Source organism: Fibrobacter sp. UWT2, from assembly GCF_900142545.1.
In the GTDB taxonomy this organism is placed as follows: Bacteria; Fibrobacterota; Fibrobacteria; order Fibrobacterales; family Fibrobacteraceae; genus Fibrobacter.
On record NZ_FRBF01000010.1, the window covers coordinates 50,928 to 68,526 of the forward strand.

Sequence of the window (17,599 nt, forward strand, 5' to 3'; positions counted from 1 at the left end):
ATACACGCTTTTTTTAGGCGTCTGAAGCCATTTTCTTGAAACATTTTTTTCTTTTTACAATTGTTTAGCTGTCGTTTTTTTAAATTTAAAAGAGAAAATTAGGAGTCTCTATGAAGAATTTTAGCGAAAATATCAAGTACATCGGTGTCGATGATCGCGACATTGATTTGTTCGAAGGCCAGTATGTGGTGCCCGAGGGCATGGCGTACAATTCGTATGTGATTGTGGACGAAAAGATTGCCGTGACGGATACGGTCGATGCCCACAAGGTGAATGAATGGCTTGCCAATTTGGAAGCTGCTCTCGCTGGCCGCAAGCCGGACTACCTGGTGATTCACCATCTGGAACCGGACCATGCCGGTGGCATTGCTGATTTTGTCGCGAAGTACCCGGAAGCAACTCTCGTTTCTTCGGCGAAGGCATTCGCGCTCTTGCCGCAGTTCATGACGCTTCCTGAATCGGTCAAGAAGCAGACCGTGAAGGAAGGCGATACGCTTGCGCTCGGTGCGCACACGTTACAGTTTATCGGTGCCCCGATGGTGCACTGGCCCGAAGTCCTGTTCAGCTACGAACAGAGCGAAAAGGTCTTGTTTGCGGCCGATGCGTTCGGCAAGTTCGGTGTGTACGATGCCGATCCGGATGACTGGGCATGCGAAGCCCGCCGCTACTACTTCAACATTGTAGGCAAGTACGGCAACCAGGTGCAGGCGGTGCTCAAGAAGGCTGCTGCACTCGACATCAAGACGATTTGCCCGCTGCATGGCCCGGTGCTCACCGAAAATCTCGGCTACTACATCGACAAGTACAACACCTGGAGCAGTTACGCTCCCGAAGACAAGGGCGTGCTTGTGGCGTTTGCCTCGATCTACGGCGGAACCAAGAAGGCCGCGGAAGTACTCGGCGAAAAACTCAAAGTCGCCGGTGTTGAGAAGGTCGTGGTTTCTGACCTTGCTCGCAGTGACATGGCCGAAGTCATCGAAGACGCCTTCCGTTACGACCGCATGGTGGTGGCCGCTCCTACTTATGATGCGGGCCTCTTCCCGGTAATGGAAGATTTCTTGAACCACCTGAAGGCAAAGAACTATTCTAACCGCAAGGTGGGTGTCGTGGAAAACGGTACTTGGGCTCCGATGGCCGCGAAGAAGATGACCGAAATCCTCGCCACGCTCAAGAACGTGACTCTCGCCGAAACCGTGGTGACGGTGAAGTCGACGCTCAGCGCCGAATCCGAAGCTGCGATGGACAAGCTTGTGGCGGAATTGGTTTAGTTTGCTGCCTTAGCAGCCAAAGGCTGCGGGCAACATTTCAATGACATCAGTCGGGAGCATTCCAAATGCTCCCATTTTTTCGCGGGTCAAACGGCCGGCTTTCTGGTGCAGGAGTACGCCGAGTACGGCAGCTTCTGCAGTCGGCAAACCTTGTGCAAGGAGTGCGGTGATAATGCCGGTGAGCACATCGCCTGCGCCGCCTTTGGCAAGGCCTGAATTGCGGGCCGGAATCACGTACACGCGTCCGTCGGGAATGGCCACGTAAGTGGGGCAACCCTTGAGAACGATTGTAATCTTGAACTGCGTTGCAAACTGCTGCAAGTATTCCGGATAGAAACTTTCGTTTGCCGGAAGCGGACCAAAGTTGCGCTCCCATTCGCGCTTGTGCGGTGTGATAATGGCGTTGGTCGGACCGCCTTCCATGCAGAAGAAAGCGGAACCGCAAGCATTGATGGCATCGGCATCAACTACGACGGGAATCTGCAATCCGGTCAAGAACATGCGGACGGCGTCCTGCGTTTCGGTGTCGGTTCCAAGGCCGGGGCCGATGGCGATTGCATTCTGGTGCGTTGCGATATCTTGCAACTGCATCAAATGCATAATCGAAAGCTTGTCGGTGGTACTGTCGCCGATGCCGTAGAATACGGGTTCGTCAAGTTTGGATTGCAATGCCGGGAGCAAAGCCTTCGGTGTCGCGGTCGTAACCAGGCCTGCACCGCTACGGAGACATGCCTTGGTACAAAGGGCGGCGGCCCCGGTCATGTTGCCGGAACCCGCAATCACCATGGCTGTACCCTGGCTGCGCTTGTCGCCAAATTCGTCGCGGTTCGGCAAAAGTGCCGGAATCATTTTTTCGGTGGCGAAATAAATTCCGGAATTGACTCGGTCGATAAGTTCGTCTGGATACTCTAGGGGTTCGACTGTGACGTTTCCGAAAACGCGTGCGCCTTCGTTCGTGTAGGCGTCCAGTCGCGGCAATCCGAAAACCATCGTTTCGTTTGCTTCAATGCATGTGAAACCGCAGCGATGATTTGCGGAATCGAAGCCGGTGGGAGCATCGGCCGCAAGCACGGGAATGTCCCAGCCGCTAATGGCAATGACAGCTCTTGCGAATGCCGGACGCAGTTCGCCTGAGGCTCCGTTGCCGAGCATGCAGTCTACAATTAGTGTGTAGTGTGCACTTTCGGGTGTTTGCTCGCCGATGTAGACAAGCTTGCCGCCGTTGTTTGCAAAGTCTTCGTAAGCAAAGCCCGCTTCGTCTTTAAAGGTTTCTGGCTTGGCGAGCGAGAATACGGTGCAGGGAATGCCGTTTTCAATCAGCAGGCGTGCCAAAACCAGGCCGTCGCCGCCGTTGTTACCGCCGCCCACAAAAATGGCGACGGATTTTCCATCCCTGTTTTCTCCGAGAATTTCGCAGACTCGGTTGTACAGGGCCTGCCCGGCCTTTTTCATGAGGTCGTAGCCGGCATCAATGGCGGTCGTGAATTCGTCAGGATTGACTTCAAAAGAATCAATGCTGGCTAGAGATTCGCCAAAGTGCTGGAATACGGGACTCGAAACCTTGCTACGCTTGGTATCGTTGTCTAAAAAGCGCATGGCCTCTGCCGAAACCATAGGCGGGCAGATCTTATAAGGTAAACTCGCGAGAGTTTTCATTACAGGAACCAGTAGCTAATACCGACTTTGAACTTCATCATTCTTGCGCCAGACATGTCAACCAAGGAGAAGTCTCCTTCTGCAATGTCCATGTCGTCCAGGGTCTTCACGTCCGGGTAAAGTTCCGTGATGCCCATGTAGTAACGCAGGTCGAAGAAGAGACCCTGGACAATGTTGATGCCGATGCCGGCTGCAATGCCGAAGCTAAAGGATGCCTGTTCGATTTTTTCGGTACTTGCAAAGGTCAGGTTGAGAACAGAGTTTTCGACCGGTTCAATGTCGGCTTCGCTGCTCAAGCTGAAGTTGAGCTGCGGACCGCCGGTGACGTAGAATCTGTCAGCAATCACACCGCGCATGAGCAGGGGAACTTCCATGTCGATGCTCTTGTATTCGCGCTTGTGCTTCAGATATTCATGTTCGGTGCTGATGTAGGCGAAGTTGACTTCGGGGGCGAAAAAGAGGTTCGGAATCATCCGAATGCGGAACATCACGCCCGCTTCAAAGCCGATACCCGACGGAATACCGCTAATATCGCTGTCGTTGTCTAGGTCATCCTTAAAGCCGTACATTCTGCCGTAATCGAAGGCGGTCCTCAGACCGAAACCGAAAAAGGGCGTGTCGTCACGCGGAGCGGCTTCTTGTGCGTTCTCGTCGTTCTGGGCGCTTTCCTGAGAGGGTTCCTGGGCGCTGGCCTGGGTGACAGGGACTGCAACCGGTTTGCTGGGAGCGGGTTCTTCTGCAACGCTGGGCTGTTCTTCTTCTGCAGGTTCTGCAGCCTGTTGTTGTTCATCGGCTTGAACTTCGGCCTGTTCTTGTTCGGTGTACTGTTCTTCGGCCTGATTTGCATAATCAGAATCGAAGTCGTCTTGCGCGAAACTGATGGATGCAACCAACATGGTGCTTGCGATGAGCGTCCAAATTTTATTCATATTCTCTCCAAACTAAATGTTTTCTTTGCAACAAAATAGTATAATTCGCGCCTTTCCTTGTGGGCGAATAGGGAAAAAGACTGAAAATTGACGTTCTTGTAAAGATTTAAAAACATTCTTTGGATTTATTGTCCAAGGGAATGCTGAATCTTGTTGAGTCATTGACTTTTTTTGAGTTTATTTTCAATATACAACATAGGAGCATGTTATGAAAAAGAGTGTTTGGGAACCTCTTGCTCTCGCCTGCGCATTTGCGGTGGCGGCGAACGCGTTTACGCTTTCGGGCAAGGTAAGTGATGAACAGGGTGCGGCCGTTAGTGGTGCATCTGTTTTACTGGTCAAAAATGGCCTTTCGACAACCACCGATAGCAAAGGTGAGTTCAGTTTTCATAAGGATCTCACCGGAGTGGGCGTTATGGAACGGATTCTGCCGGGCTATATCAGCGTCAATAACGGTGTGCTGTCTTTCTCGCAGCGTTCTAGCGAACCTGTTCAGGTACAAATTTTCGATATGATGGGCAATCGCCTGCTGAGCGAAACGCTTTATGGCTCGGGCAGCTTGGATTTGCAGGCTTGTGTCAAGGCTCAAGGTGCATATTATGCTCGAGTGAAAATTGGATCTGCTCAGCGCGATATCCGTTTCACTTCTAAGGGAAACTACAGTTCTTCTTTTGGTGACAAGTCTGCAAGCGTTGACCGCGCTCTCAAGCGACTGACCACCAACGAAAATCTCAAGGTGATTGCCGATGGGTTTGACACCCTTTCGGTGATATTGAGTAATCTCGACACGAACGTTGCTCTTACGGTGAAAAAGCCGAAGGCCGAACCGCAGTACGCCTACGGTTGGGGCTTAAAGAATGATCCGGTTCCCACCCGTGGTTGCGGCAAGACTTGGAATCGCGTCAAGTCCGGCAGCTACGAATTCCAGTGGAGCAAGGGCAAGCGCACCATCCGTATCGACATTCCTGACAATTACGACAACAAGAAACCGTACAAGCTCATATTCGGCATGCACTGCATGGGCGGCTGGGCCGGTGGTGTGCAGCAAGAAGGCTACTATGGTTTGAAACCGCTTGATACCCAGAAGACGGCAATCTTTGTCGCTCCTGAAGGTAACGGAAACCAGGCCCCGTGGGGTCAGGATGACTACCTGCTCTTCGATGAACTTTTGGCCGATTTGCAGAGCAACCTTTGCATTGACTCTAGCCGTGTGTTCTCTACAGGCTTTAGCTACGGCTCCATGTTCAGCAACGGTCTCTCCTGGAACCACCAGGATGTGCTCCGCGCTGTAGCCGTGTATGAAACCGCCGAACGTAACATCTGGCTCCCGCAACGTCAGAATAAGGGCGTGGGTTGGATGGGTGTGCTCGGCCTGCAGGACAACCTTTGCACTCCGCAGATGGGTCGCGCCGCTCGCGATATCATCTTGACGCTCAACTCCGAAGGCGGCAAGGCCAAGAATGAAAAGGCCCAGGAATATGGCGGCAGCGGTCCGCACGTCTGCTACGACTATACCACGGTTGAAGAACGATTCCCGGTTCGCTGGTGTACGCAGAATGGCGGCCACATCTGGGATCACAAGGATCCCGGCCAGCAAAAGTCCTGGGTTCCGCAGGCCACGTGGGAATTCTTCAATAAGTTCTAAAGTTTCCTATAACACATCCAAAAAACTCCCCAGAGCAATCCGGGGAGTTTTGTTTTTATGAAGCGGCCAAAGAGTATTTTCTAAATTTGGGCGCATGGAATTCAAGCGTTTTGAGGCTCTGATTGAAATGTTCCCGCAGGTGCAGATTTTCAGCACCGAGGGCGAAGATCTTGACAGGGTCATTACTCATTTTTTGAACCAGCAAGAAAATGTCTCCACCATGTCGGAGGCAATGCAGCGTAAGATTCAGCATGCGCTCGCGCCGTTCTTTCAGCAGCGCTTTATCAGCCTGCACGACGAAGAAGCCCCGCTGGTGCGGCACCTGCTTTTGAAAAAGAAATTCTTCTTGCAGACGGACCGCTATATCGACGATATGGCGTGGCCCGAAACCGACCCCGATAAACTGGAAGAAGCCTTGAAGATTGCTGACTTGTCCGAAGAGATTTTGGACCGCAAGCTTTTGAGCCTTTCGAACGGGGAATTGCGCCGCGTGTTGCTTGCCCGCATGTGGATGGAAAAGCCCGAGTGGGTTTACTTTAATGACTTGTTCGGAGGCCTTGATCCGGAATACCGCAGACACTTGGCGGCAAGCGTGGTTCAGCTTTCAAAACGCGATGGCTTGAAGGTCGCGGTGCGCCTTGCCCGCGAAGATGAACTGTTGCCCGAAATTCCGGCGTTCGTTTACGCCAACAAGACTTTTGCCCCGTATGCAGGTGAACTCCCGAGCGAAATCGCTGCTCCCAAGTATTCCAAGAAGGAACTCAAGGACTACGAAATAGTTGATTTGAGACGAGAGAACGGCTCTGCCGAGCCTACAGACGAGAGGCGAGAGAGTGAAATTCTTTTCGAACTCAAGAACGTGAACGTTCGCTTTGGCGAAACCGATGTGCTCAAGAATCTGAACTGGACCGTTCGCAAGGGTGAACACTGGGCGGTTATGGGCGAAAACGGTGCCGGCAAGAGTACGTTGCTCGGCTTGCTTACGGCAGACCACCCGCAGATTTACAACAACGAGATTACCCTTTTGGGCGAACGCCCGGGGCATGGCCTGAACATTTGGGACCATAAGGCGAAACTCGGTTTCTTCTCTCCGGAACTCGCGCTCCAGTATCGTGAAGACCTTAGTTTGTCCGAAGTCCTGTGCACGGGCTTTACTGCGAACCTTTGCAAGGCCGACAATACCACTTGGGAAGAACGCGCCAAGGCAAAGGAATGGCTGAACTACTTGGGCTTCGAAGACGTGAACGCCCGCTACCGCGACTTGTCGCCGATTGATAAACGCGTGGTGCTGATGGCGCGTGCGGCAATACGCCCGCCCAAGGTGCTTTTGCTCGATGAACCGACCCAAGGCCTCAAGGGCGAATATCGCGAAAAAATCTTTAGCTTGTTGCAGTTGCTTTCGAAGGAAACGACGATTATCTTGGTGAGCCATTACGAAGAAGAGTGGCCGCCTTGCATGACGCATCTGCTCCGCATGCCTAAATTCTCGATGGAGAAAACGTAATGCAGTTGAATGAACAGACTATTTTGACGGCTTTGCAGGCGGTTCAAGATCCGGATCTGCACAAGAATATTGTCGAACTGAACTTTGTCCAGAATCTTAAGATTGATGGCGACAAGGTGAGCTTTGACCTTAAGCTTACAACGCCGGCATGCCCGATCCGTGACCAGTTCAAGGACCAGTGCATTACGATTGTCAAGGCGCTTGGCGCAAGCGAAGTGAACGTGACGTTTACGGCGCAAGGCCGCGTAGAAAGCTCCAATACGGCAGCGCAGGCTCCAAAAGTTTCGTACATCGGAGATGTCGCTCATGTGGTTGCGGTCGCTAGTGGCAAGGGCGGCGTGGGCAAGTCTACCGTGACGGCAAACCTCGCCATGGCGCTCAGCCTTTCCGGTGCCCGCGTCGGTATCCTTGATGCAGACATTTATGGTCCGAGTATGGGACTTATGTTCGGCATCGACAAGGCTCCCGAAGTATTTGATGACAATACGATTGCTCCGGTCGAGGCGAAGGGCGGAATCAGCATTGTGTCGATGTGCATGTTCGCCGATTCCGACAAGGCAACCATCTGGCGTGGCCCGATGGTGTCGCAGATGATCCAGCATTTTATTCATCATGTGCGCTGGGGCAAACTTGATTATCTGCTGGTGGACTTTCCTCCAGGAACAGGTGATATTCAGCTGACGCTTACGCAGAATTGCCCGATGGCAGGTGCCGTGGTGGTGACGACTCCGCAAGAAGTGGCTCTCGCAGACTGTCGCAAGGGTCTTGCCATGTTCGATTCCGTGGGCGTTCCGGTGGTGGGCGTCGTCGAGAACATGAGCTACTTCATTTGCGATGAATGCGGCAAGCATCACCATATCTTCCGCGAAGGCGGCGGTGAACGCATTGCCCAAAAGTGGGGCGTTCCCCTGATTGCGAAGATCCCTCTTGAACCTGCAGTCGCAGGCTGCGGTGACGAAGGTACGCCGGCGGTGCTCCGTTATCCGAACTCCGAATCGGCCAAGGCGTTTATGCAGGCGGCCGATGCGACGGTCCGCACGCTTTCGATGTTTGCATCCGAAGGTGATGGCGTGCTCAAGACGTTTAACTACGATTTCGAACAACTTCCGGTGGAGGCGGTCTAATGATTCAACCTAAGAAAGTTTTTAGAACTGCTGACGGAAAACTGGGCTTTGAATGGAATGACGGTAGCCGCGGCGCACGCGATATCCGCTCTCTCCGCTTGGCTTGTCCTTGTGCGTTGTGTGTCGATGAACATACCGGCGAAAAACTTTTGGATGATTCTACCGTGCCTGCAGATATTTCGCTTGTTAAAGTTCAGTCTATCGGTCGCTACGCTGCTGGCCTTACCTTTAGCGATGGCCACAATTCAGGAATTTACCCTTACGAAAAGTTATATAACTTGACGAAAACAAAGTAAAAAGACATATTTGGATAGTCTTCAAGGAAATTTCCTTAGAAGAATTGAAGGTATGTATTTCTATGAGTGATGCAAACGAAGCGCTTTATTTTAGGGACCTGAATAGGTTTCCGACCCTGAGTCCTCAGGAGGAAGAGGCTCTTCTTGCGATTATCAAGAGCGAACAGGCGGAAGAAATCCGCAAGTCTGCCTTGCAGCGCCTTATTCGGGGTAACCTCCGTTTTGTGGTGAGTGTCGCAAGAAAGTACCAGGGGCGTGGACTTTCCCTGCTTGATTTGATTAACGAAGGAAATATCGGCCTGTTCAAGGCGGCAAAACGCTTTGATATGGGTAAGGATGTCAAGTTTATTTCTTATGCGGTCTGGTGGATCCGCCAGTCTATCCAGAAAGCCCTGTTTGAACAGGTGGGTGCGGTCCGAATTCCGCCCAACAAGCTTGCCTTGGTCAACCGCTTTAAACGTGCCTTGATGCAGAACGACGGTGACTACGATCGTACCATTGCCATGGACGAATTTGCACCGTTCGAAAAGGACATCGTCGAGGTCATGGAAAAAATCGTGGACATTTCGCTGGACGCCCCCATCGGTGATAGCACGAATGTCGGCGGTAGCGGTGATACGGTCAGTACTCTCATGGACGTCTTGGGTTCCGATGGTAACCAGGACGAAGACATGGAAAAAGATGAACGCCGTAAGCTCATCCAGGAAACCTTGTCCGCTCTTCCGCAGCGTGAAGAAGAAATTCTGCGCATGTTCTACGGCCTTGATACGGTTGAAGATACGACACTTAAGGATATCGGCGAAGACCTGAAACTCAGCCGCGAACGCGTGCGCCAGATTAAGAACAAGACCTTGCGCCGTTTACAGAAGAGCAAGGAACACAAAGAAAAACTGGCTGACTTTTTGGAAAAGTAATGACGAATTCGTCCTCGGCGGCCCGCAGAGCCGCATACTTGTTTTTAACACTTTGTTGCGGAGCCCTGCTTACTTTTGCGGGCTTTCGTGTTTATGATCTTTATGGCCCCAGCAAAATTTCTGTAGGCGGAATCCCGTATGGTCTTCCGGCAGGAACGACTATCGTTCGTGGTGATACCCCGGATTTGACCGCCGACATGGCCAAAGTGCCGGTGCAGGTGCAGACTGAACTTCGCCGTGCAACGGAACTTGCTCGTGCGGGTTCTTATCAGCCAGCCTACGATATTTTTGATGGCGTCGTTGTTTTGTACCCGGACCTTTTGCCGGCCCTTCTGGGACAGGTGACTACTTTGTTCGAAATGGATTCCCTGACGGAAACCCAGCAGGATCGCCTTTCGTTATTGATTGGTAAACTGCAGGACCGTCTGCCGGGTTCTGGCGTTGCTGCCTACTTGGAAAGCCGTCGCATTTACCAGACGGGTAACACGTCGGCCGCTTTGGAATTGGCCCGTGTCGCTTCTGAACGCGCTCCCGCTCTTTACCAGACGCGACTTTGGTACGGTCAGCTCTTGATGGAAACGGATCGCTTTTTGCAGGCCGCAAACGAATTCAAGACGGTGGTAAGCCTTTCTAGTGGCGATGTGCCTGCGGCTTACGAAATGTTGGCGGAACTTTATCATCGTAGCGGCCAGCTGGACAGCTGTGCTGCCCTTGTGGAATACGCCCTTTCCCAGTATCCTGTGGACGTCAAACTTTTGCTGTTGCAGGGCTACATGGATGAATACCAGGGACATTTCGATTCTGCCGAAAAGATTTACCAGCGTATTTTGGCCTTTATGCCTGACTATGCTCCGGCCCGTTCCGCAGCGGCAACGCTGGGCGAAAAGTCTCCGCCGGGTCCGGGTAACGGCGTGGTGCTGTCTCCGCAAGACCGTGCCCAGACGGCATGCGATATTTTGGAACCCATGGTGGAAAAGTATCCCGAAAACCTTCCTCTTAAAGAAGCTTTGGGACGCGCTTACTTGAAGGGACGTCAGTTCGACCGTGCTCGCTCTCAGTTCCAGGAAATCCAGAAGATCGATCCGGAATATCCCGATATCCAGCAGCGCATTCAGGAATCCAATATTACTCGTCCAGCTCCGATTACCAAGAACGACGGCCTGACAGCAAACTTGAACCGTGCCGTAGACAGCCTGCGTGAAACGCTTGCCCCGTCTGCTGTTCATGATTTCTCGACGATGCTTGGTCATTATGTTGTTCGTTACGGTGCAACGCCTAAGGAATTCTTCAAGAAGTATTCCATCTCGAACTTTAGGCCGGTGGCAAATAACGTGTGGCAGGAATCGTTCTACATGTCGCCTTATAAGCATACCTATACGGTTGTCTTTGATTCCCTGAATCATTTCCGCGAAGTTCATGTGGTCGTTTACGATTCTTCTTCTAGCTCGAATCATTTTGGAATCGCTCCTGAAGTCTATACCAGACTTCTCAAGCAGAACTCCAGAATCTCGGGTATCGGCAACAGCACAGGCGAAACGGATTGCGGTGACGGCTTGATTATCGACGCTGCCGTGTGGGAAACCCAGGATAACTTCGAAATGCTTGCCCGTGTCGTGGGTAAACCCGCCGAAGTCCGTATGGTCCGCTTTGACAAGACGGCACTCCCGCCGGGCCTCAAACTGTGCGATTACACGAAGTACTTGAATCAGTATTAAAGCAGATGTGTAATGTAAAATGTGAGATGTGAGATGTTAAATTTCTCATCTCATATTTTCTAAATACTGCCTACTTCCTACTGTCTACAGTCTACTATTTTTGTATCTTTACACCATGATGTTCCGTTTTCTGGCATTAGCTATTGTCGCCCTCGTGTTCGAGGGGTGTACTTGCTGTGCCTACTTGAACCATATGTTCAATGCAGAACGCTTGGATGAACAGGCCGGCGAAATGCGCCAAGCCCGCTTGGACAGCATTCCGGATAGCGAAAATTCCCTGCCCGGTTCCGAAGAACGCCAAAAGTACGACAAGATTATCGAAAAAGGTTCCCGTGTCTTGGAACGTTTCCCCAAGAACAAGAAGCGTACCGCCGAGGCAGTATTCTTGATTGGTGAAGCCTTCCGCCACAAGCATGAATGGAACAAGGCCATTACCAAGTACGACGAATTTGAACGCTACTTTGCCGATCATGATTCCATGCAGGCGGTGGAGTACCAGCGAGCTTATTGCCTTTATCGTAACCACGAATATAATATCAGCCGTTTTGCGTTGGAACCGGTGATTGCCTCGAAGGATCACCCCTATTACTTCCAGGGATTGAATCTTCTTTCCCTTTTGGACGAACAGGCTGAATTCCCGGACCAAGCCATAGCCTCTTTGGAAGCCGTCTTGGCGGATACGGCGGGAACGCCTTATATGCGCGGCAAGGCCCATTTCAGATTGGCCGGCCTCTATTTTAAGAAAGAAAATTGGGACAAGGCTCGCGAACATTATACCGCCAAAGAAATCAAGGAACTGAATCCTCGCGAACAGCAGACGGCTGGGGAGCAGGCGGCAGAATGTTTGGCTAACCGTAAGGAATTCCTGCAGGCCGCCGACGAATACAAGGAACTCTACAAGAATCCTGAAAACGAGTCTAAACAGCCGGAATACTTGGTGCGCATCGGCGAACTGACCATGCTGGGCGGACGTTACCCGGATGCCATTATCATCTTGCAAAAGGTGAATACGGAATACCCCCGCACCGAACATGCTTCTCGTAGCTATTTCTGCCTCGGCGATTACGAACAGCACAAGACGATCGACTACGACAAGGCCGTTGTCTATTACGACAGCAGCTTTACCTCTCGCACCGTCAGCAAGTGGGGCCAAGAAGCCCGCGAACGCCGTGATGCCTTGAAGCGCTTGATTTCCATGCGTAACCAGAATGACAAGGACCGTAAGGATTCGATCCCGAATGTGGACAATTTCTTCAGGTCTGAATTCCTGATTGCGGAATTGTTCCTGTTCAAGCTGGACGAAGTCGACAGTGCCATTACCCGTTTGAATTCGGTGATTGAATCGGGTGATAGTGCGAAGGCTTTGCGAGCCTTCTACGCCAAGGCGTTCATCTATGACGAATATATGCACGATCCCGATGCTGCCGAAGAAATCTACAAGGAAATCATCGAAAAGTATCCGGATACGGAATACGCAAAGCAAGCCCAGGTGAACTTGGGAATGCGTGTGACTTTGAAGACCCGCGAAGATTTGGCGAAGGAAAAGTATATGGAAGCCGAAAGCCTCTGGACCATTGCGGCAGAAATGCCTCTGGATAAGATGGACCAGGTGGATTCGGCTTATGCTCGTGCGTTTGTGCGCTTTGATAGCTTGTATCAGGAATATCCTGAAACCCAGTCGGGTATCCAGGCACTTTACATGAAGGCCATGTACTTCCAGATGAATCCGGAACGAGTGGACAGCACCTTGCTTACCTACAAGCTCCTTCGCGACAAGTACGGTCAGACGCCTTGGGGCAAGAAGGCTGCTTCCATGATGAACACCCGTTTGACCATTACCGACCAGGATTTGGAACGCTTGCGCAAGCGCGTCAAGAGCAGCGAAGAACATGTGAACAGGCTTTCTGCCCAGTATTACGAAAACTTGAACAAGGCTCCTGAAGAAAAGCAGGCTGAAGTCAAGAGCCAGGAAGATGAAATCCTTGAAAACACCTACAACAGCATGTATGATTTTGAGTAAGCGCTTCGTTGTCGTTGTGCTTGCGATGTTTGTAGCTATGCTTTTGTCTAGTTGCGCCGATGGAAATGCAAAGATTGCATCCCGCCAAGGTTACGAACGGTTCCCCGAAGATACCCAAGCTCCTCAAAAGGGTAAAAAGGGCAAAAAGGCAGCTCCGATAGGAAAGGTTCTCAAGGGCCAGGCGAGCTATTACGGACCGGGATTCGATGGAAAAAAGACCGCTAGCGGCGAAATTTTTAATCAGAACGATATGACTTGCGCCCACAAGTCCTTGCCCTTCGGAACGAAACTACGTGTGGTTCGTGATGATACCGGTGCCTCCGTGGAAGTGCGCGTGAACGACCGCGGTCCTTATGTGCGTGACCGCATTATAGACTTGAGCGCTGCTGCCGGCAAAAAGCTTGGCCTTGATAAAGTCGGCCACGCCAAGGTCACCGCTACGGTGATTGAGTAAAGCCCAAATTAACGAAAATTTCAGATGTCATATTATGACATCTGTTTGATTCTATATTTACCTGCACAGAAAAACACTGGTACGTTTGTGTGTTTTTCTAGAAATAGAGGTAAAAATGTATAGTGATAACAATCTTTGGAATAATTCCGGCTTTTCATCCTTCAAACGCCGCATTGATGAACAACTGCAGCTGAATGGATTCGATGATATTTTTGTAGATGACGAGACTTTGTTGCCCTATTACCGTATGGGCGAAAACGAAACCTACGTGCTCTCCGCTCTCGGCTGCAACGTGGGAATGTAATTATTTAACCTTATAACTTACAAATCGGATATTCCCGCAGTAATCCTTGTGGATTCCGGAGAATTCGAGCCACGGGTAGTTGGCAGCTTCGTTCTTCAAGACTTCAGCTTGTTCAGACCCGATTTCCAAAAGAATCGGGGCGCCTGCGTTTAGCTTGCCTTCGGTCTGCGAGAGAAGCTTGCGGACAAGGTCAAGTCCGTCGGGTCCGCCGTAGAGGGCGAGTGCCGGGTCGAACTTGTCGACTTCGGGCTGGAGCTTACCCTTTTCGCCATCAGGAATGTACGGCAGATTTGCAATCAGGCAGTCGATTTTGTCGGTTGCGGTGACGGCGTCCAGCAAGTCGCCCTGGGCAAAAGTTAGATTCGAGCTTTCGGCATTAGCTCCCAGCTCGTTTGCATCGGCATTTTCGCGGGCGAGCGAAAGCGCGTCTTCGGAAATGTCCGTGGCGAGCACTTTCGCACCGGCGATTTCTTTCGCGCAGGCGATAGAAATCGCGGCTGTTCCCGTGCCCACCTCAACGATGAATGGGTTCTCAATGCCCTTGAGACTTTCCTTCGCCATGTCAACTAGCATTTCTGTTTCGGGGCGCGGGACCAGCGCCCGCGTGTCGCACTTGATGATGAATCCGCGAAAGCTTGTGTCGCCGATAATGTGCTGCAGCGGTTCGCGATTTGCGCGGCGAGCTACGAGCGGGCGGAGCGTATCCAGTTCGGCGGCGGTAAGCGGCTTTTCGAAGTTCAGGTAAATGTCCATGCGGCTCTTCATACCGAGCCCGTGACTAATGATGTACTCGGCGTCCAATCGCGCGTCGGGGACCCCCTTCTTTTCGAAGAAGGTCTTGGTGCGATTCAAAATCTCAAGTACAGTCATCTGCTGCATAGAATAAAAACCTTAAGCGTTGAACTTACCGAGCTTTTCCTGGGCGTTAGCCATCTGCAGGCCGTTGATGATTTCATCGAGGTCGCCAGTGATGACTTTGTCCAAATTGTACAGCGTAAGACCAATGCGGTGGTCGGTCACGCGGTTCTGCGGGAAGTTGTAAGTACGAATCTTGGCACTACGGTCACCGGTGCCCACCAAGGCCTTACGGCTAGCGGCTTCTTCCTGTTCCTTCTTGGCAATCACGGCGTCAAGAATCTTGGAACGCAGCATTTCCATAGCGTGCAAGCGGTTTTGCAACTGGCTACGTTCGGTCTGGCAGCTCACCACCACGCCGGTCGGAATGTGGGTGAGTCGCACGGCGGAGTCCGTCTTGTTAATGTACTGACCGCCAGCGCCCGAAGAACGGTAGGTATCCATGTGAATATCGGCTTCGCGGATTTCCACGTCAACTTCTTCGGCTTCCGGGAGAATAGCGACCGTTGCGGCAGAGGTATGCACTCGGCCCTGTGTTTCGGTTTCGGGCACGCGCTGCACGCGGTGAACGCCACTTTCGAACTTGAGCGTTCCGTACACGCTGTCGCCTTCAATGAACACGCGGATTTCTTTGTAACCGCCCACGGTGCCTTCGCTTGCATCCTGAATGGTCATCTTCCAGCCCATGCGGCTGCAGTAACCCTGATACATGCGGAACAAGTCGCCCGCAAACAGGGCGGATTCGTCACCACCGGTACCGCCGCGGATTTCGAGCGTGGCATTGCGGTAATCCCACGGATCCTTCGGCACCATCAAAATCTGGAGTTCGTCGGTGATTCCCGGCAACTTCTTTTCGATGTCGGAAAGTTCCGACTTTGCCATTGCGACCATTTCAGGGTCGGAATCGCCGAGTGCGGCCTTCCATTCTTCCTGGTCGTTCAGCATCTGCAGGTATTCCTTGGCCTTCAAAACGGCCTTTTCGATACCCTTGTACTGCTTGTGAATCTTGTTGTAACGAGCCTGGTCAGCGAGAACGTCCGGATTGCCGAGTTCCGATTCCAGTTCTTCGTACTTTTCAATCAGTTTTTTAGCTTTATCTTTCATCGTGCGCAAAGGTAGAAAATGTAGACAGTAGGCAGTAGACAGTAGACAGGAAAAAGGGTGGTAAATTCTATATTTTCTGCTGTGGAAATTTCTTCAATCGGTACATTTTATGGCGATGCCATTTACAAGTACGACGCTCCCCGGCAGGGGAGGCTGTTTGCAGGGCATCCGGGCCGGATTGAATTGAATGCGGGGCAGAACTTTGAAATGGCGCTCCGCGACTTGGATGGCTTTGAACGCATCTGGGTGATTTTCCAATTCCACGAGAACGAGGGCTGGCGCCCGACGACGCGCCCGCCTGTACCGCCCAAGGGCAAAGACCGCGTGGGCACTTTTGCAAGCCGTAGCCCTTACCGCCCGAATCCGATTGGGCTCAGTTGCGTGCGCCTTTTGAAAATCGAAGGACTTACTTTGTATGTAGATGAGGCGGATTTGCTGAACGGAACGCCTGTACTCGATATCAAGCCCTACATTCCGATGGCAGATGCGTTTCCCGATGCCAAAGCGGGCTGGGTCGAAGAACAAGTGGGTGACTTGTGGTCGGTCGAAATGTCCGAAGAGTTTGCGGAACAGAACCGTTGGATTGCCGAACGCAGCGAATTCGATTTGGAAAGCTTTGCTCAGGTGCAACTTTCCCGTGGAAATTTCTCGAAAGATGTTTTCGACAGTTCCCGTCGCCGCTTAACCGTCGACGAATCCGCACATACGGGTGTGCTTGCGTACCGCACCTTCCGCATCCACTTTAGCTACGATGAATCGGCCCGCAGCGTATTACTGCTGCGCGTTACCAGCGGTTATTCCGTCGAAGATTTAAAGCCTGGCGCCGAAGATAAATACGGCGACAAGGATTTACACCGAGCGTTTAATAGTAGACAGTAGGAAGTAGACAGTATACAGTGGAAACTTCCTACTTCCTACTTCCTACTGCTAACTTATACTTCAAATACCCCGCCATTTGCAGCGGGTGATTGAAGGTACCGTCGGCCATTTTGGCCTGCAATTCTTCGTCGCTAAGCAGCAAACTTTCAATTTCTTCGGTGCTGTCGAAATGCGTTGTACCGGCCTTGACGACTCCGTCAATGAATACTACATGGAATTTGCCGCGGTGCCTGTCCGGGTTTACGGGGAAAGTGCCTAGGTAAGTGACTTTTTCGGCGGAGCTGCAGAATGCCGCTTCTTCCTGCAATTCCCTTATCGCCGCCTGTTCCGGAGTTTCGCCCTTGTCAATGATTCCGGCGGGGAATTCCAGCGCAATTTTTCCGGTACCGTGGCGGTATTGCTCCGTCATGACCCATTTGCCTTCGGCGGTGCGGGCTAAAATCAGCACCCAATCCGGTTGCCATAGGGTATAAAAATCGTCTATTACCTTGCCGTTGGGCAATTCGCAGGTTTCTTTAGCGACTTTCAGCCACGGGGCGTTTACCAGATATTCCGAATTCAAAAGTTTCCAGGGTTTCATATGGGGCAATTTAGTAATTGAAATGTAAGATTTTTGCTATTATTGGTGCGGTAGGTGTAGAATATGAGTGATTTTATTTTTTATGCAGAAGTAAGTGTCATGTGTGCGTGCATTTTGATGCTTCTTTTGTACAGCATCAAAAAACTCCCGACACCGCAGTTGAAATTCAAACTGTTCTCCCGTTTGGTCGTTTGGCATATCATCTATTTTGTTAGCGACACGGTATGGGCTTTAGTGAATAACAATGTTATTCCGAAAACAGCTTTCAGTGTTTTGACTGTCAATTATTTAAATGCTGTTATTATCGCTATTGTATTTTACTGTTGCTTTGCCTATGCCGAAATAAGTACTC

The 17,599-nt window shown here is 51.4% G+C and carries 16 protein-coding genes; 11 read left to right on the plus strand and 5 right to left on the minus strand.

Translation table 11 applies throughout. The features are described 5' to 3' along the window. Window positions 1–110 precede the first annotated feature (110 nt). Window positions 111–1,268: an FprA family A-type flavoprotein gene (locus BUA40_RS08570; protein WP_072800227.1), complete on the plus strand. Its 1,158-nt coding sequence runs from the start codon at window positions 111–113 to the stop codon at window positions 1,266–1,268. A 9-nt stretch (window positions 1,269–1,277) separates the two neighbouring features. Here BUA40_RS08570 and BUA40_RS08575 read toward each other — a convergent pair whose 3' ends face one another. Further along, window positions 1,278–2,882 (minus strand): NAD(P)H-hydrate dehydratase, encoded by a 1,605-nt coding sequence (locus BUA40_RS08575; protein ID WP_255369255.1) that lies wholly within the window; start codon window positions 2,880–2,882, stop codon window positions 1,278–1,280. A gap of 41 nt (window positions 2,883–2,923) precedes the next feature. Next, window positions 2,924–3,853 (minus strand): porin family protein, encoded by a 930-nt coding sequence (locus tag BUA40_RS08580; protein WP_072800228.1) that lies wholly within the window; start codon window positions 3,851–3,853, stop codon window positions 2,924–2,926. Window positions 3,854–4,061: 208 nt separating this feature from the next. Here BUA40_RS08580 and BUA40_RS08585 point away from each other — a divergent pair, with 208 nt between their 5' ends. The 9 genes from BUA40_RS08585 to BUA40_RS08625 all read left to right on the plus strand — a co-directional run bounded on the left by BUA40_RS08585 (window position 4,062) and on the right by BUA40_RS08625 (window position 13,829). Then, on the plus strand, window positions 4,062–5,498 hold the full coding sequence (locus BUA40_RS08585) for an esterase (RefSeq protein WP_072800229.1): 1,437 nt from the start codon (window positions 4,062–4,064) through the stop codon (window positions 5,496–5,498). A gap of 94 nt (window positions 5,499–5,592) precedes the next feature. Beyond that, window positions 5,593–7,002, plus strand: a complete 1,410-nt coding sequence (locus tag BUA40_RS08590; RefSeq protein ID WP_072800230.1) for an ATP-binding cassette domain-containing protein — start codon at window positions 5,593–5,595, stop codon at window positions 7,000–7,002. Next, complete coding sequence (locus BUA40_RS08595; RefSeq protein ID WP_072800231.1) at window positions 7,002–8,126, plus strand: Mrp/NBP35 family ATP-binding protein; 1,125 nt, start codon at window positions 7,002–7,004, stop codon at window positions 8,124–8,126. Before BUA40_RS08590 ends, BUA40_RS08595 begins: the two co-directional genes overlap by 1 nt. Then, on the plus strand, window positions 8,126–8,422 hold the full coding sequence (locus BUA40_RS08600; RefSeq protein ID WP_072800232.1) for a DUF971 domain-containing protein: 297 nt from the start codon (window positions 8,126–8,128) through the stop codon (window positions 8,420–8,422). Before BUA40_RS08595 ends, BUA40_RS08600 begins: the two co-directional genes overlap by 1 nt. Window positions 8,423–8,484: 62 nt before the next feature. After that, entirely contained in the window at window positions 8,485–9,336 is an 852-nt protein-coding gene (locus BUA40_RS08605) for a sigma-70 family RNA polymerase sigma factor (RefSeq protein WP_072800233.1), read from the plus strand. Further along, a complete protein-coding gene (locus BUA40_RS08610; RefSeq protein WP_072800234.1) occupies window positions 9,336–11,051 on the plus strand; it encodes a tetratricopeptide repeat protein in 1,716 nt (571 codons plus the stop codon). Before BUA40_RS08605 ends, BUA40_RS08610 begins: the two co-directional genes overlap by 1 nt. Before the next feature lie 115 nt (window positions 11,052–11,166). Then, on the plus strand, window positions 11,167–13,071 hold the full coding sequence (locus BUA40_RS08615; RefSeq protein WP_255369256.1) for a tetratricopeptide repeat protein: 1,905 nt from the start codon (window positions 11,167–11,169) through the stop codon (window positions 13,069–13,071). After that, a complete protein-coding gene (locus BUA40_RS08620; RefSeq protein WP_255369257.1) occupies window positions 13,058–13,525 on the plus strand; it encodes a septal ring lytic transglycosylase RlpA family protein in 468 nt (155 codons plus the stop codon). Before BUA40_RS08615 ends, BUA40_RS08620 begins: the two co-directional genes overlap by 14 nt. Before the next feature lie 115 nt (window positions 13,526–13,640). Continuing rightward, window positions 13,641–13,829: a hypothetical protein gene (locus BUA40_RS08625; protein WP_072800235.1), complete on the plus strand. Its 189-nt coding sequence runs from the start codon at window positions 13,641–13,643 to the stop codon at window positions 13,827–13,829. Here BUA40_RS08625 and prmC read toward each other — a convergent pair whose 3' ends face one another. Continuing rightward, entirely contained in the window at window positions 13,830–14,708 is an 879-nt protein-coding gene (prmC, locus tag BUA40_RS08630; protein WP_083585345.1) for a peptide chain release factor N(5)-glutamine methyltransferase, read from the minus strand. 12 nt (window positions 14,709–14,720) lie between these two features. After that, the gene (prfA, locus tag BUA40_RS08635) at window positions 14,721–15,788 is read right to left on the minus strand and encodes a peptide chain release factor 1 (RefSeq protein WP_072800236.1); all 1,068 of its coding nucleotides are present in this window, start codon (window positions 15,786–15,788) and stop codon (window positions 14,721–14,723) included. Window positions 15,789–15,869: 81 nt separating this feature from the next. On the opposite strand from prfA, the gene tsaA reads away from it, so the two are divergent. Then, a complete protein-coding gene (gene tsaA, locus BUA40_RS08640) occupies window positions 15,870–16,667 on the plus strand; it encodes a tRNA (N6-threonylcarbamoyladenosine(37)-N6)-methyltransferase TrmO (protein WP_255369258.1) in 798 nt (265 codons plus the stop codon). A 28-nt stretch (window positions 16,668–16,695) separates the two neighbouring features. On the opposite strand, the gene BUA40_RS08645 is transcribed toward tsaA, so the two are convergent. Next, window positions 16,696–17,247 carry an NUDIX hydrolase gene (locus tag BUA40_RS08645; protein WP_072800237.1) on the minus strand — a complete coding sequence of 184 codons (552 nt, stop codon included), beginning with the start codon at window positions 17,245–17,247 and terminating at the stop codon, window positions 16,696–16,698. Window positions 17,248–17,599 lie beyond the last annotated feature (352 nt).

Bases quoted from the DNA above. Each gene is read 5' to 3' on its own strand.
- BUA40_RS08570 (WP_072800227.1), top strand. From the start codon at position 111: ATGAAGAATTTTAGCGAAAATATCAAGTACATCGGTGTCGATGATCGC.
- BUA40_RS08575 (WP_255369255.1), bottom strand. From the start codon at position 2,882: ATGGTTTCGGCAGAGGCCATGCGCTTTTTAGACAACGATACCAAGCGT.
- BUA40_RS08580 (WP_072800228.1), bottom strand. From the start codon at position 3,853: ATGAATAAAATTTGGACGCTCATCGCAAGCACCATGTTGGTTGCATCC.
- BUA40_RS08585 (WP_072800229.1), top strand. From the start codon at position 4,062: ATGAAAAAGAGTGTTTGGGAACCTCTTGCTCTCGCCTGCGCATTTGCG.
- BUA40_RS08590 (WP_072800230.1), top strand. From the start codon at position 5,593: ATGGAATTCAAGCGTTTTGAGGCTCTGATTGAAATGTTCCCGCAGGTG.
- BUA40_RS08595 (WP_072800231.1), top strand. From the start codon at position 7,002: ATGCAGTTGAATGAACAGACTATTTTGACGGCTTTGCAGGCGGTTCAA.
- BUA40_RS08600 (WP_072800232.1), top strand. From the start codon at position 8,126: ATGATTCAACCTAAGAAAGTTTTTAGAACTGCTGACGGAAAACTGGGC.
- BUA40_RS08605 (WP_072800233.1), top strand. From the start codon at position 8,485: ATGAGTGATGCAAACGAAGCGCTTTATTTTAGGGACCTGAATAGGTTT.
- BUA40_RS08610 (WP_072800234.1), top strand. From the start codon at position 9,336: ATGACGAATTCGTCCTCGGCGGCCCGCAGAGCCGCATACTTGTTTTTA.
- BUA40_RS08615 (WP_255369256.1), top strand. From the start codon at position 11,167: ATGATGTTCCGTTTTCTGGCATTAGCTATTGTCGCCCTCGTGTTCGAG.
- BUA40_RS08620 (WP_255369257.1), top strand. From the start codon at position 13,058: ATGATTTTGAGTAAGCGCTTCGTTGTCGTTGTGCTTGCGATGTTTGTA.
- BUA40_RS08625 (WP_072800235.1), top strand. From the start codon at position 13,641: ATGTATAGTGATAACAATCTTTGGAATAATTCCGGCTTTTCATCCTTC.
- prmC (WP_083585345.1), bottom strand. From the start codon at position 14,708: ATGCAGCAGATGACTGTACTTGAGATTTTGAATCGCACCAAGACCTTC.
- prfA (WP_072800236.1), bottom strand. From the start codon at position 15,788: ATGAAAGATAAAGCTAAAAAACTGATTGAAAAGTACGAAGAACTGGAA.
- BUA40_RS08645 (WP_072800237.1), bottom strand. From the start codon at position 17,247: ATGAAACCCTGGAAACTTTTGAATTCGGAATATCTGGTAAACGCCCCG.